Consider the following 20,779-nt stretch of genomic DNA (forward strand, 5'->3'; position numbering starts at 1 on the left):
GTCTTTCTATTCGTCTTGGGAATGCCGTGGGGATAAGACCGGTCGATGCCAGCCCAGAGCATATGGACACTTCTCAGTTGGGGACCTGAAGGCTGGCTTGACGATATTGCCTATGGCGCACTGATCACCATTGCGCTGGCGCTTGCCACGCTGCCCATCGGATTGACGATCGGCTTTTTCATTGCACTCGCCAAGCAGTCCGAAGAACCGTCGCTGCGCCTTGCCGCCAACATCTACACCACGGTCTTTCGCGGCCTGCCGGAACTGGTGACGCTCTTCCTGTTCTTTTTTGGCATGCCGATCCTGCTGCAGCATCTCGTCAGGTATTTCCGGCCTGACGTCACCATCGACGTCAACAGCTTTGTCGCCGGCATGATCGTGCTTGCACTGATCTTCTCCTCCTATGCCAGTGAGGTTTTCCTTTCCGCCTTCCGCGCCATTCCCAAAGGCCAGTATGAGGGCGGCTATGCCATCGGTCTTTCGAACTGGCTGACCATGCGCAAGGTGATCGTGCCGCAGCTGCTGCGCATCGCGTTTCCCGGACTGGAGAACTGCTGGCTCAGCCTGCTGAAGGACACGTCGCTGGTGTCGGTCGTCGGCCTGGCCGAGACGCTGCGCAATGCCAGCATTGCGGCCCGCGTCACCAAGCACGCTTTCCTGTTCTTCGGCGTCGCCTCGCTGGTCTTTCTTGGCCTTGCCGTCCTGTCGTCCTTCGCCACCAACGCGATCCTGCGCTCGCTTGGCCGGCGGGAGGCGCAGCGATGAGCGCCACGGCCACCATGGTCGAACGTCCGCCGCCACGGGCGCGCGGCTGGCCGCGCAGGCGTATCGCCGGTTACGCGCTGGTGGGCCTATGGATTTTGTTCGGTATCGGCATCGTCAGCTATCTCTTCCTTGCCTGGAATCCCGATTTCTTTGCCAAATATGCGCCGGCTTATCTGAGCGGGCTTGGGGTCACGCTGGCGCTGGTTTCCATATCGATGGTACTCGGCGCGATCCTGTCGGTGCCCGTCGCTTACGGGCGCATGTCCAGCAACCGGATCCTGTCCGGCCTCGCCTATTGCTACGTCTATTTCTTCCGCGGCACGCCGCTGCTGGTCCAGACCTATCTGGTCTACTACGGATTGGGCTCGTTCCGCGTCGAACTCCAGTCGGTCGGCCTCTGGGATTTTTTCAAGGACGCGTTCAATTGCGGCGTCTTTGCCTTTGCGCTCAACACGGCCGCCTACCAGGCGGAGATCCTGCGCGGCGCCATAGAGAGCGTGCCAAGAGGGCAATGGGAAGGGGCGGCCTCGCTTGGCCTGCATAAACTGCAGACGTTGCGCAAGATCATCCTGCCGCAAGCCCTGATCGTTGCCTTGCGGCCCTATGGCAATGAACTGATCCTGATGGTCAAGGCGTCCGCCATCGTCGCCATCATCACGGTCTATGATCTGATGGGCAATGCCAAGCTCGCCTTCGCCAACTCGTTCGACATCCAGGCCTATATCTGGGTCGCCCTCGTCTATCTGGTGATGGTCGAGATCTTGCGGCATGGCGTCGAATGGATCGAGCGCCGGATCACCGTTCACCTGAAACGCTGACGATTTTCAATTCGGCTGCACCAGTCGATCAGGCTATACGCGTCTTGACGAATTGAGCGCAGAGCCTAGAGCTTTCGCAGCAAATTCCGTTTCCATTCTGAAGGGCAAGCTCATGGCATCTGTGGCATTTCTCGGTCTTGGCGTGATGGGCTATCCGATGGCCGGACACTTGAAGAACAAGGGCGGCCATGACGTCACCGTCTACAACCGCACCAAGGCCAAGGCCGAGCAATGGGTTGGCCAGCATGGCGGTAGCCTGGCGGCGACCCCTGCGCAGGCCGCCGAGGGCAAGGATTTTGTGTTCTCCTGTGTCGGCAATGACGACGATCTGCGTTCGGTGACGACCGGTCCGGAAGGCGCCTTCAAATCGATGAAGAAGGGTTCGGTCTTCATCGACAACACCACCGCCTCGGCCGAGGTCGCTCGCGAGCTGGCGGCGGCGGCGCTAGCCGGCGGGTTTTCGTTTCTCGATGCGCCGGTCTCGGGCGGCCAGGCCGGCGCCGAGAACGGCGTGCTGACCGTGATGGTCGGCGGCGAGCAGGACGCTTTCGACAAAGCGAAGCCTGTCATCGACGCTTTTGCCCGCATGGTCGGCTTGATGGGGTCGGCCGGTGCCGGCCAGCTCACCAAAATGATCAACCAGATCACCATAGCCGGTCTCGTCCAGGGCTTGGCCGAAGGCATCCATTTCGGCAAGAAGGCCGGGCTCGACATCGAGAAGGTGATCGAGGTGATTTCCAAGGGCGCCGCGGGCTCCTGGCAGATGGAGAACCGCCACAAGACGATGAACGCCGGCAAATATGATTTCGGCTTCGCCGTCGACTGGATGCGCAAGGATCTCGGCATCTGCCTGGCCGAGGCCGACCGCAATGGCGCCAGACTGCCGGTCACCGCACTCGTCGACCAGTTCTACAAGGATGTGCAGGCGATGGGCGGCAAGCGCTGGGACACGTCCTCGCTGCTCGCCCGTCTCGAAAAATAGGTCTCTGCCGTGGCAGAGCTCTCGCCTCAATCCAGTGCCGCGGAAATCGTCGCCCATCTTCGCGCCATCGGATCCGAGCAGAACCGCCTCGGCATGTTGCGCTACGGCATCAAGATCGACCGTGCACTTGGCATCTCGCACGGTATGCAGCGGCAGATCGCCAGGAAGATCAAACGCAACCACGAGCGCGCCTTCGAGCTGTGGGACACCGGCATCATGGAGGCGCAGTTCATTGCCTCCGTCACAGCTGACCCGAAACGGTTTTCTGCTGAAGATGCAAGGCGATGGGCGGCTAGTTTCGACTCCTGGGACATCGTCGACGGCGTCTCGGATCTCTTTGTCGATACGGACGCCTGGAAAGAACTGATCGCCGAGTTTGCGGCCGACGAGCGGGAGTTCGTTCGGCGCACGGCCTTCGCCATGATGGCCTGGTCTGTCGTCCACCGGAAGCAGGAGCCAGGGGCGACCTTCCTCTCCTTCCTGCCGATCATCGAAACGCACGCGAACGACAGCCGCAATTTCGTGAAGAAAGCCGTGAACTGGGCGCTTCGGTCGATCGGTAAGCGATCGATGAACATGCACTGTGCCGCCCTGGCTGTCGCCGAACGACTGGCGCAGTCGGCAGACAAGACGGCGCGCTGGATCGGCAAGGACGCCGTAAGGGAGCTGACCAATGCCGAGACGCTCGCGCGGATCGCCGCCAGGAAAGGCTGACGGCGCGCGTTCCGCCATGTCAGGATCTCGCCGACATGTGAAGTGGCTGCCGACATGTGATGTGCCTCGAGCGTTGACGTCTTTGGCAGCGGCGTCTTTACTTGAGGCTCAAAGGAAGCGGCCGATGAGCAATCCTCTAAAATCAACCCTGGCGCTCGCTGCCGCTTTGTTTGTGTCCGCTGCCGCCGATGCCTCGGCCGAGACTGCGCACATATTCTGGAAGGATCTGCGTCCGGCTACGCAATCCGCCGCCGAAAACGTCGGGCTGCCGATGATCGCGGCAAAATTGCCCGACCATGGCGAAACGCTGTCCGTCAATCTTCAGGACAAAAGCATTCAGCTAGCCGGCTACGCATTGCCGGTCGATCGCGACGGTGATCTTGTCTATCAGTTCCTGCTGGTACCCTGGACGGGTGCCTGCAGTCACATGCCGACGCCGCCGCCCAACCAGATTGTCTTGGTTACGCCGGCCCATCCCTACAAGATGTCCGAGGCCTATCAGCCTGTAGCGGTCACCGGCGCGCTGAAGCCGGACATGGAGAAGAGCCAGCTGTTCATCCTCGACGGCGTCAGCATCATCCAGTCTGGCTACAGCGTGCGCAAGGCAGATGTGGTGAGCGTCGAGACCGTGCCGGATACGATCACGCTGCCGGTGAACTCACCCTGGAGTTTCCTCAACAAAAAGAAGAACTAAGCGGGATGACTTAATGTGACGTTCAGCTCAGGCAGCGTTGGCACCCGATTCCTTGTCCAGAACCATGTAGTCGAGCGGGATTTCGGTCGTGTACTTGATCTGCTCCATGGCGAAGGACGACGACACATCACGGATTTCGATCTTGGCGATCAGCCGTTTGTAGAAGGCGTCATAGGCGGCGATGTCGGGCACCACGACGCGCAGGAGATAATCGACGTCGCCGCTCATGCGGTAGAACTCGACCACCTCGGGAAACTCCTGGATGACTTCCGAGAAACGCCGCAGCCATTCATGGCTATGCGAATTGGTGCGGATCGACACGAAGACGGTGACGCGCACATTGACCTTTTCATGGTCGAGAATGGCAACGCGCCGCTTGATGACGCCCTCTTCCTCGAGCTTCTGGATGCGTCTCCAGCAAGGCGTCGTCGACAGCCCGACTTTCTTGGCGACATCGGCGACCGCGAGTGTCGCGTCCTCCTGCAAGAGGCGGAGAATTTTTCTATCGAGGCGATCCATATCGTGCTCCCAAAGGAATAGAATGCCTATACTCTGCCTTATCCAGGCCTTTCACAAGAAAGAAATTCTGCTGATCGGGCAAAAAGCGAGTGATTTCTTGCTGGAAGGTCAGCCGAGGCGATAGCGGATTTCCGAACGCAGAAAAGGCAGCAAATCCATTTCAAACCACGGATTCTTCTTCAGCCAGCCCGTGTTGCGCCACGAGGGATGCGGCAGCGGCAGCACTTTCGGACCGACGGAATTCTCCCAGATGGAGCGCCAGCCCATGACCGTTTCCGTCAGTGAGGGCCGGCGCGCCGCACCCATGTGCCAGGACTGCGCGTAGATACCGATCGTCAGCACCAGATCGATCCGTGGCATAGAGGCCATCAAAGGTGCGCGCCAGGCCGCCGCGCATTCGCGCCTCGGCGGCAGATCTCCCCCCTTGGCATCCTGGCCGGGAAAGCAGAAACCCATCGGGACGATGGCGAATTTTTCGATGTCGTAGAATTCGTCGCTCGTCACGCCAAGCCAGCTGCGCAGGCGGTCGCCGGAAGCGTCGGTGAACGGCATGCCCGACAGATGCACTTTGGTGCCGGGCGCCTGGCTGGCGATCAGGATCCGGGCGGTGGATGATGGGCGCAGCACTGGTCGCGGCTCATGCGGCAACGGCTTGCCGGCCGGATTTTCCACGCAGATGCGGCAGGCGCGGACCCTGGCGACGAGGTTTTCGAGTTCGGCAGTCATTCTCAGGCTGATGCGCTCGGCCGGCTGGAAACGGCTTGATGCCAGCGCAACACATTCGCGCACTCATCCGGTACCTTGATGCGTGCCGGCTTCATGAAGTCGACAGCGATCAGGCCGGTGATGTCGGCGATCGAATAGCTGTCACCGGCGATGAACTCCCGGCTGCCCAGTTCGCCGTCCAGCAGCCTGAGGAACGCCACGGCCTTCGGCTTGTTGGCCTCACCCCATTCAGGGACCTGCGGGATTTCCCATTCCTTCATGGCCGGATGGATGTGCCGGAAGGCCTGCGTGACGCAGCTGAGCAAATTGAACTCCATCCGCCTCTGCCACATCTCGACCTGCGCCTTGCCGAGTGCGCCACGCCCGAACAGGGCCGGTTCGGGATGCAGCTCCTCGAAATAGCGGCAGATGGCGACGGATTCGGTGATGACGGTGCCGTCGTCGAGCTCCAGCACCGGCAGACGCTGCAAGGGGTTGCGCGAGCTGACCGCCTGTTGCCTGTGTTCCAACGCGCCCATATCGATGGGCACCTGCGGAACCTCGATGCCTTTCTCGGCCAGGAAAACGCGGACCCGCCTTGGATTGGGCGCCCGGCCACCGTCGAAGAGCTTCATTCCATCCTCCTGTTCGTCCTCGGTTCCAGTTCCAGGATGCGCATCACCAGAAGCGAAAAATCTCGCGCACGGCATCGCCGATCGACGCCAGTGTGCCGTGCTTCTTCTCGACGACTTCGCCGTGATGGCTGTCTCGCCAATTCTGCGGCTGATCGAACGTTCCCGCCCAGATGCCGGCCTTTGCCGCGCGGGCGATGGCTTCCTCGCTCTCGAAGTCGCCATAGGCAACCGCCCAGCCCGCCTCGACCTGCGCGCGGTTGAGATCCTTGCCGCCGGCGGTGCAGTCGCCGAGCAGCCGGCCATAACGATCACGCTGCCAGCCGGTACAAGAGACGGGCTTGCCGGCGATCAGGCGAACGAGCGACTGACGCGCAAGCGTGCCGCAGGAATAGTCCGCGCCGTTCTTGCGGCAGGTCTGCGTATATTCCGGAGCATCGATGCCGCGCATGCGGATACGCTCGGTGCCAAGCGTGATCGAATCGCCGTCGTTGATGATTGCCACGCCTTGCGTCTTGCGTGTCTCCACCCGGTCGAGGCGGGCCGCCAGCAGGATCAGCAGTCCGAGGATGATGACGGCAAGCCCGTAATCCACCAGCCGGCGCCACAGGCTTCTGGGGCGCGCAACGTATCGCCGGCGCGGCCTCGGCGACCATGAACGGCTCATATGGCAAACGGTTGGTTAATCATTCGAACGTAGCTTAACACTTGGAAACCGCTGCTCGCATAAATTGAAGTTTTGATGCCCTTGCAACGCTCGAACACAGCGGACAAGTTCATTGTGGACCGCAGGAAACGCCATCGCAACAGCGATGTCGCGCGCGCGGTGCGCAAGACGCGTGACCGTCTTTCGCAGCAGGCCGGCAATCCCGATTTCGATCGCGAACTGCTGAAGCTGCATGCCCGAGCGATGACAAGCGGCGCCATCGCCATCCCGCTTCTCGTGCTGGCGATTGCCGCGGGTGGCCGGCTGGCCGGAATCGGCAATGAGATCGGGCTTTGGGCGCTGTTCACGCTAACCTGCTACACTATCGTTGCCTTCATGGCGCGGCGCATCGAGCGCACTGAAGCTTCCGAGCTCAACCCTTTGCAAGCACGGCGGGAATTCCTGATCGGCCATTTCCTGTGCGGTCTCGGCTGGGCTTGGTTCGTGTGGCTTGGCTGCAGCGTCTGCGAGGTCGATCCGTTCCACATCGTCAAGGCCGTGGTGCTGTTGTTCGCCATGGCGGCGACCGCGGTGATGACCTCGTCTCTGCGGGGCGCGCTGCTGGCGACCTTTGCCGTTCCCGTGGCGCTCTACGCCTATGCCGGCGCCAAGCTATGGATGCCGGTCGAGGCGATCATGGCCGCGCTGCTGGTCGTGTCGCTGCCGTTTTTCGCCTATGTGGCCCGTCATCTGAACCACTCGTCCCTGATGATGCTGTCGTTCCGCTCCGAAAAGGATGCGCTGATCGCCGAACTGGAGACGGCGAAATCGATGTCGGACGAAGCGCGGCGGCGGGCCGAGGACGCTAATCTGGCGAAATCGCGGTTCCTCGCCTCGATGAGCCACGAATTGCGCACGCCGCTCAACGCCATTCTCGGTTTTTCCGAGGTGATGTCGAACGAGGTGCTGGGACCGATGAGCAATCCCACCTATCGTGACTACGCCCATGACGTGCACGAATCCGGCCAGCATCTGCTCGACCTGATCAACGAGATTCTCGACCTGTCACGCATCGAGGCCGGCCGCTACCAGCTCAATGAAGAGCCGGTGATGCTGCTTGGTATCGTCGAGGACTGCTGTCACATGATGGAGTTGAGAGCGCGCAACAAGGATATCCGTGTCGTCCAGGATTTCGAGCACGAGCTGCCTCGGCTGTTCGCCGATGAACGGGCCGTGCGGCAGATCACGCTCAACCTTCTGTCGAACGCGATAAAATTCACCGCCACCGGCGGCGAAATCCGTGTCCGTGTCGGTTGGACGGCGGGCGGCGGACAATACATTTCGATCAAGGACAATGGCCCGGGCATACCGGAAGACGAGATCCCGATTGTGCTTTCCGCCTTCGGCCAGGGCTCCATCGCCATCAAGAGCGCCGAGCAAGGCACCGGGCTTGGCCTGCCGATCGTGCAAGGGCTGCTCGCCATGCATGGCGGCGAGTTCGAACTTCATTCCAAGCTGCGCGAAGGCACCGAGGCGATCGCCATCTTCCCGCTGAGCCGGGTGATGGAGGAATTGCCAGCACTGCCGACAGCAGCGGTGGCGGCTCGACGGCGGTAGGCGTCGCGGCGGACTGTGTCGATGGCCAGCAAGAAGGACGGCACCCCACGATGGCAGAAGGTGACTGGCATGGTCGGTGGCATAGACATCAACTCGGACCGCCTTCGCTTGAGGCTGTTTACAGCCGACGACGCTGAAGACCTCTTTGTCGCCATCACTCCCGCCATCACCCGTTTCATGCAGTGGGAGCCACCTCGATCACTGGCGGCCTTTGCCGAAGTATGGCGATCCTGGCTGGCGCCAATCCAGGACGGATCGGATTTGCACTTTGTTGTGCGTGCCTTGGCGGACGCTCGCTGTCTGGGGCTTGTCGGCCTTCATGCAGCGAAGACCGTGTGTCCCGAACTCGGGATCTGGATCAGAGAGGACGCTCAAGGAAACGGCATTGGCCAAGAGGCAATTGCTGCTGTCGCGGAGTGGGCCTCCGAGGCGCTCGAACCGGACTGCTTCGAATATCCGGTTGCCGAAAGGAACGTGGCCAGCAGAAGAATAGCGGAACGCCTTGGAGGCGTAATAGTCGGCAGCCGCTCCAACCCAAAATACAACGCCGTCGTCTATCGTATTCCCAATCTCCGGCGCTAGCAGGTCAAGACGCTAATCGCGTACCGCCGCAGCCATGCCCGAACTGGTCAGCGCGGCGGCCTTGACCAGACCCGCGGCAAGGGCGGCTCCTGCCCCTTCGCCATGGCTGATGCCCAGATCAAGCAACGGGCGCAGCCCGAGCCGTTGGGCGGCGTGTGCATGCGCGGGTTCTGGCGAAAGGCTGGCCAGCAGGCAATGGTCGAGCGCGGCGGGATTGACGCCATGCAGTACCGCTGCGGTTGCCGTCGCCGCCAATCCGTCGAGCAGCACCGGGATCTTCTGCATCCGCGCGGCCAGGATGGCACCGGCGATCGCCGCGAATTCCCGGCCGCCGACCCGGCGCAGCGCCTCGAGCGGGTCGCCGAGATGGCCGCCATGAAAAGCCAGCGCCGCATCGACCACGTCCGCCTTGCGTGCCTGCATCGCCGCATCGGCGCCTGACCCCGGGCCGATCCAATCGGCGCCCCTGCCCCCGAACAACGCCGCAAACAGGGTGGCGGCGACGGTGGAGTTGCCGACGCCGAGATCGCCGAGACACAAAAGGTCGGTGCCGCCGGCGATCGCTTCCATGCCGAAGGCCATGGTGGCGGCACAGCCACGCTCGTCCAGCGCGGCCTCTTCGGTGATGTCGGCGGTCGGGATGTGCAGGGCAAGATCGAAGACCTTCAGCCCGAGATCGTAGGCAATGCAGATCTGGTTGATCGCGGCACCTCCGGCGGCGCAAAGTTCGACCGCGTTGGCGGTCGCCGCCACTGGCCGTGGCGAGATGCCGTGGCGCGTGACGCCGTGATTGCCGGCAAAGACCGCCATCAGCGGTCTTGTCACCGCGGGCGGAGCCCGCCCGCTCCACACGGCCAGCCAGGCGGCGATGTCTTCGATGCGGCCAAGCGAATCGCCTGGTTTGTCGGCCTTGGCAAACAGCGTGCGCACGCGGGTCTCGGCTGCCGTGTCGGCCGCCGGCAGATTGGCCAATAGGTTGCGAAAATCGTCGAAAGGCAGTGCGCTGGTCATCTTGTTATCGATCATTCCCTGGAGTTGGTAAGCGGCATAGCCGCCTTGCGGGGTTGGCACAACCTCTGGGATGATGGGCCTGCATTTGCCGCAAAGCCGGCCCCGCAGGGCGCAATCGCGAGGGCTTGCATTGGCTTTGCCGTTGCACCATGTGGAGGTGGAACAAGGGATTGCGGATGGAAGCCCAAGAGAAAGTCATGACGGCCATCGAATCCCCGTGCATCCTGGTCTGCTCGATCGACATGAAAACCGGCTTCTGTTTCGGGTGCGGCCGCACGCGCGAGGAAATCGGCGCTTGGATCGGGATGACGCCGGAAACGCGCCGCAGCGTCATGGCTGAATTGCCGGCCCGGCTGGAAACGGTCGAGCGCCGGCCGCGCCGGGAAACGCGCCGCACCCGCATGGCGCGCGAACGCGACGCGCTGTCGTGAGGTGCGGATGAGCCGGTTGTTCTGGATATTGATGGCCGCGATCGGGGTGGGAGCAGTCCTGCTCATGCTCAACGATTCCGCCGGCAGCACCCTCGGCGTGGAGAACAACGATTTCAGCCGGCTGATCTGGCTCGGCGCCTTTGGCGCCCTTATCGGCGCCGGCCTGCTTCGCTCGGGCCGACCCCTGGGCGCCATGGCCCGCAACTTAGGCGCCTGGGCGGCCATCGCGCTCGCGCTGATCGCCGGTTACCAGTATCGCTACGAACTGCAGGATGTCGCCAGCCGGGTGACCGCGGGCCTTGTTCCCGGCAGTCCGCTTGCGCTTGGCGTCGAGGACGGCCACGCCACGGTGACGCTCGACAAGGCGGACAACGGCCATTTCGAAGCGCGCATCCTGATCAACGGCAACCCGGTCCGGGCCGTGGTGGATACCGGCGCGACCAGCACCGTGCTGACGTCCGAAGACGCACAAGCCGCCGGATTCAATCCAGCGGCGCTCAACTACACCATACCGGTTTCGACCGCCAACGGCATGGCACGCGCCGCGGCCGTGAAAACCGATCAGATTGCGATCGGCGGCATCACGCGCAGGGATATGTCGGTGATGATCGCCGCACCCGGCATGCTCAGCCAGAGCCTGCTCGGCATGAACTTCATCGGTTCATTGTCGGGTTTTGACGTGCGCGGCGACCGCATGATCCTCAGGGACTGATCCCCGAATCTCAAGCCGCTTCGGCTGCCGCTCCGCCGAGCTCGACGGCCGCGAAAGCCGCCTTCAGCACGTCCGGGCCGGCGCCGGGTTTTGTCGCGTCGGTGGACAGGATCTGCCGATAGCGGCGCGCGCCGGGCAAGCCATGGAACAGTCCGACCATGTGGCGGGTGACATGTCCAAGCCGCCCACCCTGCTCGATATGACGTGCCGCATAGTCCGCCATCGTATCGATCAGCGCGGCGAAATCGAACGGCTCGGACTGGACGCCGTAGAAAGCGGCATCGACGCCAGCCAGAATGCCGGGTGTGTGGTAGGCGGCGCGGCCAAGCATGGCGCCATCGACATGGTCCAGATGCGCCAACGCCTCTTCGATCGTCTGAATGCCGCCATTGATGCCAATGAATTCGATATGTTTTCTAGCCTTCAGCCGATAAACCCTGTTGTAATCGAGCGGCGGGATGTCACGGTTTTCCTTGGGGCTCAGCCCTTCCAGCCACGCCTTGCGCGCATGCACCCACAATGCGTCGGCGCCGGCGTCGAAAACCCCATCCGCCAGCGCATCGAGGGCCGGCTCCGGATCCTGCTCGTCGACGCCGATGCGGCATTTGACGGTCACGGGAATTGTCACCGCCGCCTTCATCGCCGCGACACAGCCGGCAACGAGGTCCGGCACCTTCATCAGGCAGGCGCCGAACGTGCCCGACTGGACGCGGTCTGACGGACAGCCGACATTGAGGTTGATCTCGTCATAGCCAAAGGCCTCGCCGATGCGCGCCGCCTCGGCAAGTTTTTCGCGATCCGAGCCGCCGAGCTGCAGCGCGACCGGATGTTCTGACGCATCGAAGCCGAGCAGACGCTCGCGTGCGCCATGGATGACGGCGTCGGCCACCACCATCTCGGTGTAAAGCAGCGCATGGCTCGTCAACTGGCGGTGGAAGAACCGGCAATGCCGGTCCGTCCAGTCCATCATCGGGGCCACGGCCACTCTATGATCTTGATTTTTCATCATTTTTTCTTTAACATCAAATCGTTAGAACCTACCAAGTGCACACGAATTTACGCCAGAATACGACCCTTTTCGCCACGTTTCGATCTCTCAGTGCACACGGAGCGCACACGAAAAATGGCCACCTACACGAAGCTCTCATCTGGTTCCTGGCGCGTCCAGGTCCGGCGCAAAGGTCGCTACGTCAGCGAGACCTTCCTGCGCCGAGACGACGCACGGCGCTGGGCAAACGAAACCGAGCGCCAGGTCGATCGCGGAGAGACGCCCACCAAGTCCCGCATAGCGCGCCTGAAAACCTTCGGCGAACTTATAGACCTTCATATCGACGACATGTGCGATGTAGGCAAGTCCCCTCGCCGCTCCAAGGCCGCGGCCCTCGATATGCTCCAACGTCATTTGGGGAAGTGCAACCTAGCAGCACTCGATCGCGAACGGCTCATTCGTTTTGGTCGTGACCGCGCCGCCCAAGGTGCTGGACCGATGACCCTCGGTATCGACATCGGCTTTATAAAACTTGTTCTTACTCACGCCGCTGCGGTGCACGGCCTGCCCGTCAAGGTCGAACCGGTTGATTTCGCGCGTGTCGCCCTAACCAGGCTCGGTCTCGTTGGCAAAGGCCAACAGCGAGATAGACGACCGACACAGGATGAACTCGACAGTCTCATCGCTCACTTCGAGGCAAACCCTCGCCAGATTGCACCGATTAGCCAGATCATTCAGTTCGCTGTCGCAACCGCGATGCGCCAAGAAGAGATCTGCAAGGCGCGTTGGTCCGATTTGGAATCTCGCACGCGGATGCTCCTTGTCCGCGACAGGAAGGACCCTCGATACAAGAACGGCAACAATCAGCGCATACCGCTGTTCGCAGCCAATGGCTATGATGCGTGGGCCATCGTTGAAGAGCGGCGGACAAAGCGCAGCAATGACGACGATCGAATTTTCCCGTTCAACCATCGGTCAGTTGGAACTGCCTTCCGTCGAGGATGTGCTGACTTGGGAATCCACGATCTTCATTTTCATGACTTGCGTCACGAGGGCACGAGCCGCCTTTTCGAAGCTGGATTCACGATTGAACAAGTGGCGCTGGTTACTGGTCACAAGGATTGGAAGATGTTGCGGCGCTATACGCACCTCAAGCCGGAAATGCTCCACACTATCAAAGCAGCGAGGGCTGCATAGTTGACGCGAGTGACGGTATCAGTCCGCAATCTCGGGCGGCGTTGAACGCCTCTGATGGATGGCTGCGGCTACAATCGCGCTGCTTTGAAACAACTTCAAAACGGGATCTCATCATCAAGCTCTCTTTGCTTGACCGCCGGAGGGGCGATCTGCCTGGCTGGCGCAGGAAGAGCCTTGGGTGATGGCGGAGGTCCAAGCCTCGTGGTCTCAGCGTCTTCTGCCTCTTTGTCGGCGCCGATTAAGCTTGTGATAGTAGCAATGGCCTGCGGCGCCTCAGCTAGGAAACCGGTGGCCCCACCGACGCCGACGCTGACTGCAGCAATGACTGCCAAGACCTTCGCAAAACTAACGCGCGGCTGAGAGAGTTCCACCGATAGTTCGTCCAGCTTGCGGAGTAGTCGTTTCCGACGGTCTTCGGGTAGATCGCCGGCCGATATAATCTGACGCAGCTTGTTAAGCTGCTGCTCGATGCGTCCCCTTGTTTTGCTCGCCAAGCGAACTGAAGTTTCCGGGGCTCCCACCGTGCTGCGAAGACGAATTCGTGTTGTCGTGGCGGTCGCCTTCAACAGGAAATCATCAAACTCTTCCATGGGATTTTGCATGTCAGATGGGTAGGGAAAGCCCACAAACCCCAGCTCTTCGGCAGCAGCCGCTATGACAGCCATGTACTGAGTTCTGATCCCCCGATCATAGTGCTCGGGACTTTCCCCCGTTATCATGGCATTCATGTTGCGACGGCAAATTTCCTCAAGTGCGGCGAATTTCGCATCCGGCTCGGAAGGAAGGCTCGCAAACTCGCGGCCAGAAATAATCTCATCGGCCATTGGCTGAATCCTCCCGCTGCCCTTGGTCAGTTATTTAGGATCGGATGAGATTGTTCGCAATGCGCCGGCGACGGGGAATGGGCATTTGTCGACATTCGATTGGCTTGGAACACCTATTACCGCAAGGTAGCGGCCTGACTCGGATAGTTGTTGTTTTTGAACCCCGCCGGGCCGTACTATGAAGCGGGGGATCAAATCAGTGGCTACTTTCATAAGCGACTATTTTGGCGTTGATGAAGCAGTATTTGAGGAATACGGCGCTCTCAACATTTCCGTCGTCAACGACCTGCCGCTTTTCATCGACCCTTTCCTACTTTTCCATAGTGAAAAGCCGGAGTACGTGGCTCTTCACGAGGAAATCATCAATTATCTGGTGTTTCTTCGCGACAGGGCTGCCGGAGGTCCGGTCACGGAAGGCAATCTGCTCAACTGGTACTGCTTCAAGGAAGTGAAGCAGAATTGGCTCGGGTTCTCCGTATCCGGAAACGACGGCGCCGGGCTGGGGATCAAGTTTGCTCGAGGCCTGCATTCCAACCTCAACGTGATCTTCTCCGATTTCGGGGACGAAAAGATCACGGAAAGCAGCCACCTTGAGAAAGTGTGTTTGGTGGCCGATGGTGTCGGCCGGGACAACATCAGCGACTTTACGACAAACCTGATCAAGGACTTCCTCTGCAAATACACTGAGGCGTTTGCCGCAGCCCATCTCCCAGCCGAGGCGGTTCGGGAAGTATGGGTCGAACGCGCTCGATTCGACTATAGTATGCAGGCTTGGATGCGCGCCAAATATCGACTGCCATGGGTCGACGGCGACTTTGTGCTTCTGACCCCGAAAGACATGCTCACCCGGGACGAAAACTGGATCAACAAAGACGACTTCATCAGCGGATTCGAGGAGGTTCCCACTGCAATTCCCGATGTGCAGTTGAGAGCCGCCGTATTTAACTACTTCGAGGCGCTTCTCAAACGGCGCCCTCCGGAGCGCGGCAAGAAGGCTAAGGAGCCCACCCAGCAGGAACGCGCCGAGGCCGTGGTGGCGACGATGCGGCAGTACCCGCAGATCATCGACTACTACATCAAGCTCAAGGAGCAACGCGGGGATGAGGCGGCCGGTGTGAGCGCCGAAAAAGTTCTGGCGATCGAATATCTGTTCATCGAGCAGCTCCAGGCGCTTCAATCCCTCTTGGTGGCCAACACCAATTTTTATGGTGTCGGGAAATCAACCTACGAGGAAGCCCACGCACGCCTTGCCTATTTGAAAGACGTGATCGAGAACAAGCCATCGCTTTTTTTATGACGATGAGGGAAAGCCCATCGAACGGGAGAAGGACCTGCACGTCCTTTACCGACTGGTGTGGTTCGGAACACCTTCAGATTTTGGTGCCGAGGCCAATGACGGCCGAGGCCCCGTGGACTTCAAAGCCAGCAGGGGCCGCAACGACAAAACCTTGGTCGAGATGAAGCTCGCCAAGAATACCAAGTTGAAGAAAAACCTCGAGAATCAGGTGGAGCTTTATCAGGCTGCCAGCGACGCCAAAAAGGCCATTAAGGCCATAATTTACTTCAACGTCTCGGAGATGGCGAAGGTGAAAAGCGTTCTGAAGGACCTGAAGCTCACCGACCATCCTGACGTGGTTTTGATCGATGCGAGAAGGGACAATAAACCTTCAGCTTCGAAGGCAGGCGGAAAGCAGCTGGCGGGTCACTCCCCAGCCAGGCAGCAGCCAGAAATTTAAACGTGTGATATCTGCGTCAATAGGGAACATAAACGGAACAAAGTTCATTGCCCATTAGGACATCCGGTGCCAAAGTGTCAAAAATTGACACAGCAACGAATCGGACACTCATGCGCATGAAACGTACAGAATTCACCAGACTTCGTGAGCAGGCAGGCCTGACCAAAGAAGAGGCAGCAACCCTCCTTGAGGTAGGCCTTCGGAGCGTCTATCGCTACGAGGAAGGCAAGAGCGAGCCAAGCAGGCTCGCAATGCGAACCCTCAAGGAGGTGGCCCGTCAGCGGCTAGCAACTGTCGACAAATCCCCGGCCGGGTTCCGGTTTATTGACCTCTTCGCCGGTATCGGCGGCCTCCGGATGGGTTTTGAAAGCATCGGCGGCCGCTGCGTGTTTACCTCGGAATGGGACGTTGGCTGCCAGAAGACCTACGCGCTGAATTTTCCGGACAATCACGCGATCGGCGGCGACGTTAGGGAGTATTCAAAGAATCCCGAGAAGGTGCCCGAGCACGACGTACTCTTGGCCGGTTTTCCATGCCAGCCGTTCTCCATCGCCGGTGTATCGAAGAAGAACGCCTTAGGCCGTCCGCACGGCTTTCTGTGCGATACGCAGGGCACCCTGTTTTTCGATACCGCGCAGATCATTGCGCACCACAGGCCAGCTGCGTTTGTCCTGGAGAATGTCAAAAACCTGGAGAGCCATGACCAGGGACGCACGTTTGCCACCATCATCAACGTCCTCCGAAACGAGCTGGGCTATCACGTCCAGCATCGTGTCATCAGCTCGGAGCCTTGGGTGCCCCAGAAACGGGAGCGCATCTTTATCGTCGGATTCAGAGAGCCGACAGATTTCGATTTCGAAGCGCTGGTATTGCCGAAACCGGGCTCGGGGCCAAAGTTGCGGACCATCCTGGAGGATCATGAAGACGTCGACCCGAAGTACACCCTGACCCCGCGGCTTTGGGAATACCTGCAGGCGTATAAGGAGAAGCACCGTGCTGCAGGCAACGGCTTCGGCTTTAGCCTGTTCGGCCCGAATGACGTTTCCCGAACCCTGTCGGCACGCTACTACAAGGATGGATCCGAGGTCTTGATTGAACAGCCCGGCAAACGGCCGCGGCGTCTGACACCACTGGAATGCGCAAGGCTTATGGGTTTTGAGCGCCCCGGCCGGCCGTTCCGCATCAACGTGTCCGACACGCAGGCATATCGTCAGTTCGGTAACGCCGTAGTGGTGCCGGTTGTCGAGTTTGTCGCCCAAGCCATTCGTCCTTACCTTGAAACGGCGCTGGGCCGCGCGCCGACGGCTGGTCCTTCGCCACTGGTCCGCCGCGTCACCCGACCCGACGCCGATAGGATCCTAGCGGCACATGGCTGACATCGTTTCGCCCGAGGTGCGCAGCCGGATGATGGCTGGCATCAAGGGTGTCAACACCAAGCCGGAAATGATGCTGCGGCTCGCTCTTCATGCTGGTGGATTCCGCTATCGACTGCATGATCGAAGATTGCCCGGCCGGCCGGACATGGTGTTTCCTCGCCGGCGTGCCGTCCTGTTCGCTCACGGCTGTTTCTGGCACGGACACGACTGCCATCTCTTCAGGCTGCCTGCGACACGGCCAGAATTCTGGCGTGAAAAGATTGCCGGTAACCGACAGCGGGATGAAACCTCCGAGCGTGCACTAATAGAAAACGGCTGGCGCTGTGGTGTTGTCTGGGAATGCGCCTTACGCGGCAGGACCGCCCTGCCCTTTGCGGACCTTATAGTGCGGTGTGCAGCTTGGCTTGAGTCCGGGCAGTCCCGGCTCACAATCCGGGGGGTGGAGTGATCAGACGCGGCCTGCTCTCCGATTACTTCGAAGGCGTAGCCGTAAAGCGGCTGAGCATGGTGGAAACGTCGCCAGAAGGTTCCCACCAGCATGAATTTAACAGTTCCCGTACCCTGCGAAGGCTCATGGGTGATGATGACAGGAAAAAAATCCCGACGCGTTTCGTCTGGCTTGGTGAAGAGCAGGAGGGTGTCGCGGCTGATAGCATGCTGAGCTGGTACGATGCGCGAAGGCGGCATGCCACACGCACCGAATACCATCTCTACTACTATACGAACGACGTGACTGACCTGATGAAAGAGGGTGATACGCTTTTTGTTGCCCTGCGCCGCGACGGCACGGCAATGGCGATCGTCACGCCCGCTGAAAGTACCGTGCAGAGCCAGCTGCTTTGGCTCTTCGGTCTCGAAGACCAGCCGGAGCTCCAATTTACCGGCCGCGAGATCACGCAGGACCACTCCGCCACCCTGGACTTCGCCGCCCGCTACATCCTCGACGAACTGGGCATAGAGCTTGACCCGACACTGACGAGCTTGATACGCTCATTGAAAAATTCGGTACGAAATTCCCCGGAACGAGAGAATTCTCCGAACTGGCACGAGCTTCTCTTACCCGCGTCTCTCCGATGGACAATCCGGACGCGGTTCTCATGGCGTGGCTCGAACGGGAAGAGCTCCTGTTCAGGCGCCTCGAACGCCATATTGTCGCCGGGCGACTGCGTAGCGGGTTTGTCGGTGGCGATGATAGCGCCGATGTCGATGGCTTTCTTGCGTTCTCGCTCAGCGTGCAGAACCGCAGGAAATCCCGGGCAGGACAGTCGCTGGAGCACCATCTGGAAGCGCTGTTTCAGGCACGCTCGATCCGGTTTTCCCGTGGTGCGGAGACAGAGAACCGGAACAAGCCGGACTTCCTGTTCCCTGGCCATGTCGAGTATCATGATCCCGGCTTTCCCCCTGCCCTGCTGACCATGCTCGCTTCCAAGTCCACCTTAAAAGATCGCTGGCGCCAGGTGCTTCCGGAGGCAATGCGTATCCCTGAAAAGCACCTGCTTACACTGGAACCCGCCATCTCCGAGAACCAGACCGACCAGATGAAGGCCGAGAAGCTGCAGCTCGTGCTGCCAGCAAAGCTTCACGAGACCTACCGCGACAGCCAGCGGTCATGGCTTATGTCGCTTGATGATTTCGTGCATCTGGTGAGCGGCCGTCAGGACAGGTAGACGCCATGGAGAGAGGCGGCAACGGGTACTATGAGGCGCGTGGTTTCAGCGTTTACTATTTCGCGAACGCTATCTTCAACATCGTGTCGTCGCACAGCGCCTACCTGCGCGGGATCGAGGAGATAATGGGCGATCTGAAAACCGAATTTTTCATGCGCCCGTTTAAGAAATACACCAACCTCCACGAGTTCATCCGGTGCATCTCGCTCGACATCATTTATGAGGATGTCGAGCGGGAGGATGGCGATGTCCGCTCTGCAGCGATTCCTGGCAGTCTATGATGTCTGCCCCCCAGGCTCCCTGGAAGACGCCGACACGTTTTCTGCCTTCACAGCCGAATCCGACCGCTTTCACGATGCCATCGACGAGATCACCGACGAGGTTTTCCATATCCTCTTTAACGACGTGGGCTTTCTCCAGTCATTCAACAAGCTTTGCGCTGATTACATTGAATATGCGGCCTGCGGCGAGGCACTAACCACGCGCGCTGGCAGGCTGAAGCGAACGGCCATTCCCGTATGGGCACGCCTGGCGATTTTCCACCGGGACAAGGGCGAATGCCGTACCTGTAAGAAAAGCCTGGCAGCAATAATCAACCAGCTCGACACGGAGCGATACGACCATATCGTGGCCTTGGCCCGTTTTGGAGCCAATGACGTGACCAATCTTCAGTTGCTGTGTGAGCCTTGCAATCTGGTCAAGTCGGCCGGAGACGTACCTGTCTCGCGACTGTACCAGAAGGCCATCCCCCGTTAGGAGCGCCGCGCTGCTATCCGACGCCTGTCTGGGCTTTCTGGGTGGCAAGCATCAGACGGATCTCTTCCAGGGAATAAGGCGGCGTCCTGCGATGAGCGACCCCGTGGCAATTCGGGCAGAGCGGCAGCAGGTCGGTCCTAGGGTTGATAATATAGCCCGCCCCGACAGTAGACACCGGTGTAGTGTGGTGAACCTCGATGAAGCCGGCTGCGGCAGCCCCATACCGTTTCGACATATCCAGCTCACAGGCCTTGCAACTCAGGCCATGAATGGCGAGGGCAGCTGCGCGATTGCGGCGGTCACGCTCGTACCTGTTCACTTCAATCCGTGACACGGCACCTTCGGGCAAACCGAGTGGATTCTCCGGTTCCTCTATGGGCTCTAGCGGCAGAAGGGCAAGCACGGCGGCTGCGAGCCGCGCCGTCCACTGAAACAGCAGTGCCTCATCCTGGGCGTCATCGCCGGTGTTGATCGCAAGCATACCGCGACGGAGAGCCAGGGAGACCTCTCCCCAAGGCACAGCCCAGACTTCGGCTGAAAGTGGATCCACCTGCTTCCCGTTGATGGAAAACTCCAGATCCGCACCGTCCGACCTGCATTGGGCGAGCACACCAGAAAACAGGGCACGGCCGGAATCGTCAGCTTCCGACATCGTTTCGAGCAGCGGATGTGCAAAACTCCCCGGCCGGAATTCCGCGCGCAGGCTGCGCCAGCCAATCGCCGAAGCGGACGGCGTGACCGAGGAGATTACCCATTGCCCTGCGCGGCGTGTCGACAAGTGCCTTGCCGGCGCCGTCCGGTGCGAGCCAGGTGCGGTGCGCGCCGGTCAGATGTCCATCGAGGTCGGTGACAGCGGCGATCATCGCGGGCAAGGTCTTGGTCGGTCCATGATCGTCTGGCCGGTAGTAGCAGTGTGGATGGAACTGCAAGGCTGCGGTTCCGTGCAAAGTCGTAATGCCACGTCCACGCAAATACGTTTCCACGACGGTGCCGATAATGGGCTTCGACATGGCGACCAGTCGGCGAGCCGATTCCGGAGATCCAATGGGGACCCGCGTGATCGGCTCGGCCGGTCGGGGTGGCATGGCATCTGGCATAGCGAGAAACACGCGCGCCTCGTCGGCGACGTCCCGGAAATTGACCAGCCCGAGGGATTCGCGGATGACATCGAGCAGGTCGCCATGCTCGCCGGTAGCGGCGTCGGTCCATTTGCCTGGCGGTCCCTTCGGGGATGGCTGCAGACGCACGAACATCGAGCGGCCCGGCGCATTGCGGACGTCGCCAACGGTCCAATAGTTGCCTTGGCGACAGCCATTGGAGAGGTAGTGGCGGCACACCGCCTCGGCGTGTTCGCCGAGGCGGTGTGCGAGGTCGGATGCAGCGTGACGCGCAATCATGCAGCGTGAC

26 protein-coding genes are annotated in these 20,779 nt (G+C 60.4%); 17 read left to right on the plus strand and 9 right to left on the minus strand.

Going from position 1 to position 20,779, the window contains the following annotated elements; all coding sequences use genetic code 11:
• The first annotated feature begins 45 nt into the window (after positions 1-45).
• From A9K65_RS20660 to A9K65_RS20680, 5 genes are all read left to right on the plus strand, one after another.
• The gene (locus tag A9K65_RS20660) at positions 46-765 is read left to right on the plus strand and encodes an ABC transporter permease (protein WP_024503306.1); all 720 of its coding nucleotides are present in this window, start codon (positions 46-48) and stop codon (positions 763-765) included.
• On the plus strand, positions 762-1,583 hold the full coding sequence (locus A9K65_RS20665) for an ABC transporter permease (protein WP_024503307.1): 822 nt from the start codon (positions 762-764) through the stop codon (positions 1,581-1,583). Before A9K65_RS20660 ends, A9K65_RS20665 begins: the two co-directional genes overlap by 4 nt.
• Before the next feature lie 112 nt (positions 1,584-1,695).
• On the plus strand, positions 1,696-2,565 hold the full coding sequence (locus tag A9K65_RS20670; protein ID WP_024503308.1) for an NAD(P)-dependent oxidoreductase: 870 nt from the start codon (positions 1,696-1,698) through the stop codon (positions 2,563-2,565).
• A 9-nt stretch (positions 2,566-2,574) separates the two neighbouring features.
• Positions 2,575-3,279 carry a DNA alkylation repair protein gene (locus tag A9K65_RS20675; RefSeq protein WP_064993182.1) on the plus strand — a complete coding sequence of 235 codons (705 nt, stop codon included), beginning with the start codon at positions 2,575-2,577 and terminating at the stop codon, positions 3,277-3,279.
• A gap of 124 nt (positions 3,280-3,403) precedes the next feature.
• Positions 3,404-3,973: a DUF3299 domain-containing protein gene (locus A9K65_RS20680; protein ID WP_024503310.1), complete on the plus strand. Its 570-nt coding sequence runs from the start codon at positions 3,404-3,406 to the stop codon at positions 3,971-3,973.
• Between the two features lie 27 nt (positions 3,974-4,000).
• Here A9K65_RS20680 and A9K65_RS20685 read toward each other — a convergent pair whose 3' ends face one another.
• The 4 genes from A9K65_RS20685 to A9K65_RS20700 all read right to left on the minus strand — a co-directional run bounded on the left by A9K65_RS20685 (position 4,001) and on the right by A9K65_RS20700 (position 6,496).
• Positions 4,001-4,492: an Lrp/AsnC family transcriptional regulator gene (locus A9K65_RS20685; protein WP_006205209.1), complete on the minus strand. Its 492-nt coding sequence runs from the start codon at positions 4,490-4,492 to the stop codon at positions 4,001-4,003.
• Positions 4,493-4,600: 108 nt separating this feature from the next.
• Positions 4,601-5,281, minus strand: coding sequence for a uracil-DNA glycosylase family protein (locus A9K65_RS20690; protein ID WP_064993181.1), 681 nt, complete (start codon positions 5,279-5,281; stop codon positions 4,601-4,603).
• Entirely contained in the window at positions 5,221-5,832 is a 612-nt protein-coding gene (locus A9K65_RS20695) for a glutathione S-transferase (RefSeq protein ID WP_027161586.1), read from the minus strand. The genes A9K65_RS20690 and A9K65_RS20695 overlap by 61 nt, the downstream gene beginning before the upstream one ends.
• Before the next feature lie 43 nt (positions 5,833-5,875).
• Positions 5,876-6,496, minus strand: a complete 621-nt coding sequence (locus A9K65_RS20700) for a thermonuclease family protein (protein WP_063167987.1) — start codon at positions 6,494-6,496, stop codon at positions 5,876-5,878.
• A 75-nt stretch (positions 6,497-6,571) separates the two neighbouring features.
• On the opposite strand from A9K65_RS20700, the gene A9K65_RS20705 reads away from it, so the two are divergent.
• Together A9K65_RS20705 and A9K65_RS20710 are read left to right on the plus strand one after the other, a co-directional pair.
• The gene (locus A9K65_RS20705; RefSeq protein ID WP_024503313.1) at positions 6,572-8,092 is read left to right on the plus strand and encodes a HAMP domain-containing sensor histidine kinase; all 1,521 of its coding nucleotides are present in this window, start codon (positions 6,572-6,574) and stop codon (positions 8,090-8,092) included.
• Positions 8,093-8,113: 21 nt separating this feature from the next.
• Complete coding sequence (locus tag A9K65_RS20710) at positions 8,114-8,674, plus strand: GNAT family N-acetyltransferase (protein ID WP_245321841.1); 561 nt, start codon at positions 8,114-8,116, stop codon at positions 8,672-8,674.
• Positions 8,675-8,686: 12 nt separating this feature from the next.
• On the opposite strand, the gene A9K65_RS20715 is transcribed toward A9K65_RS20710, so the two are convergent.
• A complete protein-coding gene (locus A9K65_RS20715) occupies positions 8,687-9,685 on the minus strand; it encodes a nicotinate-nucleotide--dimethylbenzimidazole phosphoribosyltransferase (protein WP_064993229.1) in 999 nt (332 codons plus the stop codon).
• A 197-nt stretch (positions 9,686-9,882) separates the two neighbouring features.
• Here A9K65_RS20715 and A9K65_RS20720 point away from each other — a divergent pair, with 197 nt between their 5' ends.
• Complete coding sequence (locus A9K65_RS20720) at positions 9,883-10,116, plus strand: DUF1289 domain-containing protein (RefSeq protein ID WP_024503316.1); 234 nt, start codon at positions 9,883-9,885, stop codon at positions 10,114-10,116.
• 7 nt (positions 10,117-10,123) lie between these two features.
• Positions 10,124-10,828 (plus strand): TIGR02281 family clan AA aspartic protease, encoded by a 705-nt coding sequence (locus tag A9K65_RS20725; protein WP_064993180.1) that lies wholly within the window; start codon positions 10,124-10,126, stop codon positions 10,826-10,828.
• Positions 10,829-10,838: 10 nt separating this feature from the next.
• Here A9K65_RS20725 and dusA read toward each other — a convergent pair whose 3' ends face one another.
• Positions 10,839-11,837: a tRNA dihydrouridine(20/20a) synthase DusA gene (dusA, locus tag A9K65_RS20730; RefSeq protein WP_064993179.1), complete on the minus strand. Its 999-nt coding sequence runs from the start codon at positions 11,835-11,837 to the stop codon at positions 10,839-10,841.
• A gap of 114 nt (positions 11,838-11,951) precedes the next feature.
• Between dusA and A9K65_RS20735 the strand changes: the two genes are divergently transcribed.
• Complete coding sequence (locus tag A9K65_RS20735; protein ID WP_064993178.1) at positions 11,952-13,013, plus strand: site-specific integrase; 1,062 nt, start codon at positions 11,952-11,954, stop codon at positions 13,011-13,013.
• Positions 13,014-13,108: 95 nt separating this feature from the next.
• Here the strand turns inward: A9K65_RS20735 and A9K65_RS20740 are convergent, their stop codons facing one another.
• Positions 13,109-13,837, minus strand: coding sequence for a hypothetical protein (locus A9K65_RS20740; RefSeq protein ID WP_064993177.1), 729 nt, complete (start codon positions 13,835-13,837; stop codon positions 13,109-13,111).
• Positions 13,838-14,036: 199 nt separating this feature from the next.
• Here A9K65_RS20740 and A9K65_RS20745 point away from each other — a divergent pair, with 199 nt between their 5' ends.
• The 7 genes from A9K65_RS20745 to A9K65_RS20770 all read left to right on the plus strand — a co-directional run bounded on the left by A9K65_RS20745 (position 14,037) and on the right by A9K65_RS20770 (position 19,372).
• On the plus strand, positions 14,037-15,134 hold the full coding sequence (locus A9K65_RS20745) for a hypothetical protein (protein WP_245321843.1): 1,098 nt from the start codon (positions 14,037-14,039) through the stop codon (positions 15,132-15,134).
• A 112-nt stretch (positions 15,135-15,246) separates the two neighbouring features.
• Entirely contained in the window at positions 15,247-15,573 is a 327-nt protein-coding gene (locus A9K65_RS36025; protein WP_245321844.1) for a hypothetical protein, read from the plus strand.
• A gap of 116 nt (positions 15,574-15,689) precedes the next feature.
• On the plus strand, positions 15,690-16,949 hold the full coding sequence (gene dcm, locus A9K65_RS20750; RefSeq protein WP_064993228.1) for a DNA (cytosine-5-)-methyltransferase: 1,260 nt from the start codon (positions 15,690-15,692) through the stop codon (positions 16,947-16,949).
• Positions 16,942-17,397, plus strand: a complete 456-nt coding sequence (locus A9K65_RS20755; protein WP_064993176.1) for a very short patch repair endonuclease — start codon at positions 16,942-16,944, stop codon at positions 17,395-17,397. Before dcm ends, A9K65_RS20755 begins: the two co-directional genes overlap by 8 nt.
• Before the next feature lie 625 nt (positions 17,398-18,022).
• Positions 18,023-18,616 carry a type II restriction endonuclease gene (locus A9K65_RS35670; RefSeq protein ID WP_198327507.1) on the plus strand — a complete coding sequence of 198 codons (594 nt, stop codon included), beginning with the start codon at positions 18,023-18,025 and terminating at the stop codon, positions 18,614-18,616.
• Positions 18,617-18,621: 5 nt separating this feature from the next.
• On the plus strand, positions 18,622-18,897 hold the full coding sequence (locus tag A9K65_RS20765) for a hypothetical protein (protein ID WP_064993175.1): 276 nt from the start codon (positions 18,622-18,624) through the stop codon (positions 18,895-18,897).
• On the plus strand, positions 18,863-19,372 hold the full coding sequence (locus A9K65_RS20770) for an HNH endonuclease signature motif containing protein (protein WP_157678528.1): 510 nt from the start codon (positions 18,863-18,865) through the stop codon (positions 19,370-19,372). Before A9K65_RS20765 ends, A9K65_RS20770 begins: the two co-directional genes overlap by 35 nt.
• 13 nt (positions 19,373-19,385) lie before the next feature.
• On the opposite strand, the gene A9K65_RS20775 is transcribed toward A9K65_RS20770, so the two are convergent.
• The gene (locus tag A9K65_RS20775) at positions 19,386-20,024 is read right to left on the minus strand and encodes an HNH endonuclease (RefSeq protein ID WP_064993173.1); all 639 of its coding nucleotides are present in this window, start codon (positions 20,022-20,024) and stop codon (positions 19,386-19,388) included.
• Positions 20,011-20,769 carry a hypothetical protein gene (locus A9K65_RS20780; RefSeq protein WP_348629571.1) on the minus strand — a complete coding sequence of 253 codons (759 nt, stop codon included), beginning with the start codon at positions 20,767-20,769 and terminating at the stop codon, positions 20,011-20,013. The genes A9K65_RS20775 and A9K65_RS20780 overlap by 14 nt, the downstream gene beginning before the upstream one ends.
• Positions 20,770-20,779 lie beyond the last annotated feature (10 nt).

This window comes from Mesorhizobium sp. WSM1497, from assembly GCF_001672455.2.
Taxonomy (GTDB): domain Bacteria; phylum Pseudomonadota; class Alphaproteobacteria; order Rhizobiales; family Rhizobiaceae; genus Mesorhizobium; species Mesorhizobium ciceri.

Coding starts and splice junctions, on each gene's coding strand:
- A9K65_RS20705 (WP_024503313.1), top strand. CDS start 6,572: ATGCCCTTGCAACGCTCGAACACAGCGGACAAGTTCATTGTGGACCGC.
- A9K65_RS20660 (WP_024503306.1), top strand. CDS start 46: ATGCCAGCCCAGAGCATATGGACACTTCTCAGTTGGGGACCTGAAGGC.
- A9K65_RS20735 (WP_064993178.1), top strand. CDS start 11,952: ATGGCCACCTACACGAAGCTCTCATCTGGTTCCTGGCGCGTCCAGGTC.
- A9K65_RS20740 (WP_064993177.1), bottom strand. CDS start 13,837: ATGGCCGATGAGATTATTTCTGGCCGCGAGTTTGCGAGCCTTCCTTCC.
- dusA (WP_064993179.1), bottom strand. CDS start 11,837: ATGATGAAAAATCAAGATCATAGAGTGGCCGTGGCCCCGATGATGGAC.
- A9K65_RS20770 (WP_157678528.1), top strand. CDS start 18,863: ATGTCCGCTCTGCAGCGATTCCTGGCAGTCTATGATGTCTGCCCCCCA.
- A9K65_RS20755 (WP_064993176.1), top strand. CDS start 16,942: ATGGCTGACATCGTTTCGCCCGAGGTGCGCAGCCGGATGATGGCTGGC.
- A9K65_RS20665 (WP_024503307.1), top strand. CDS start 762: ATGAGCGCCACGGCCACCATGGTCGAACGTCCGCCGCCACGGGCGCGC.
- A9K65_RS35670 (WP_198327507.1), top strand. CDS start 18,023: ATGGACAATCCGGACGCGGTTCTCATGGCGTGGCTCGAACGGGAAGAG.
- A9K65_RS20670 (WP_024503308.1), top strand. CDS start 1,696: ATGGCATCTGTGGCATTTCTCGGTCTTGGCGTGATGGGCTATCCGATG.
- A9K65_RS20715 (WP_064993229.1), bottom strand. CDS start 9,685: ATGACCAGCGCACTGCCTTTCGACGATTTTCGCAACCTATTGGCCAAT.
- A9K65_RS20720 (WP_024503316.1), top strand. CDS start 9,883: ATGACGGCCATCGAATCCCCGTGCATCCTGGTCTGCTCGATCGACATG.
- A9K65_RS20765 (WP_064993175.1), top strand. CDS start 18,622: ATGGAGAGAGGCGGCAACGGGTACTATGAGGCGCGTGGTTTCAGCGTT.
- A9K65_RS20725 (WP_064993180.1), top strand. CDS start 10,124: ATGAGCCGGTTGTTCTGGATATTGATGGCCGCGATCGGGGTGGGAGCA.
- A9K65_RS20695 (WP_027161586.1), bottom strand. CDS start 5,832: ATGAAGCTCTTCGACGGTGGCCGGGCGCCCAATCCAAGGCGGGTCCGC.
- A9K65_RS20700 (WP_063167987.1), bottom strand. CDS start 6,496: ATGAGCCGTTCATGGTCGCCGAGGCCGCGCCGGCGATACGTTGCGCGC.
- A9K65_RS20685 (WP_006205209.1), bottom strand. CDS start 4,492: ATGGATCGCCTCGATAGAAAAATTCTCCGCCTCTTGCAGGAGGACGCG.
- A9K65_RS20775 (WP_064993173.1), bottom strand. CDS start 20,024: ATGTCGGAAGCTGACGATTCCGGCCGTGCCCTGTTTTCTGGTGTGCTC.
- A9K65_RS20680 (WP_024503310.1), top strand. CDS start 3,404: ATGAGCAATCCTCTAAAATCAACCCTGGCGCTCGCTGCCGCTTTGTTT.
- dcm (WP_064993228.1), top strand. CDS start 15,690: ATGAAACGTACAGAATTCACCAGACTTCGTGAGCAGGCAGGCCTGACC.
- A9K65_RS20780 (WP_348629571.1), bottom strand. CDS start 20,769: ATGATTGCGCGTCACGCTGCATCCGACCTCGCACACCGCCTCGGCGAA.
- A9K65_RS20710 (WP_245321841.1), top strand. CDS start 8,114: ATGGCCAGCAAGAAGGACGGCACCCCACGATGGCAGAAGGTGACTGGC.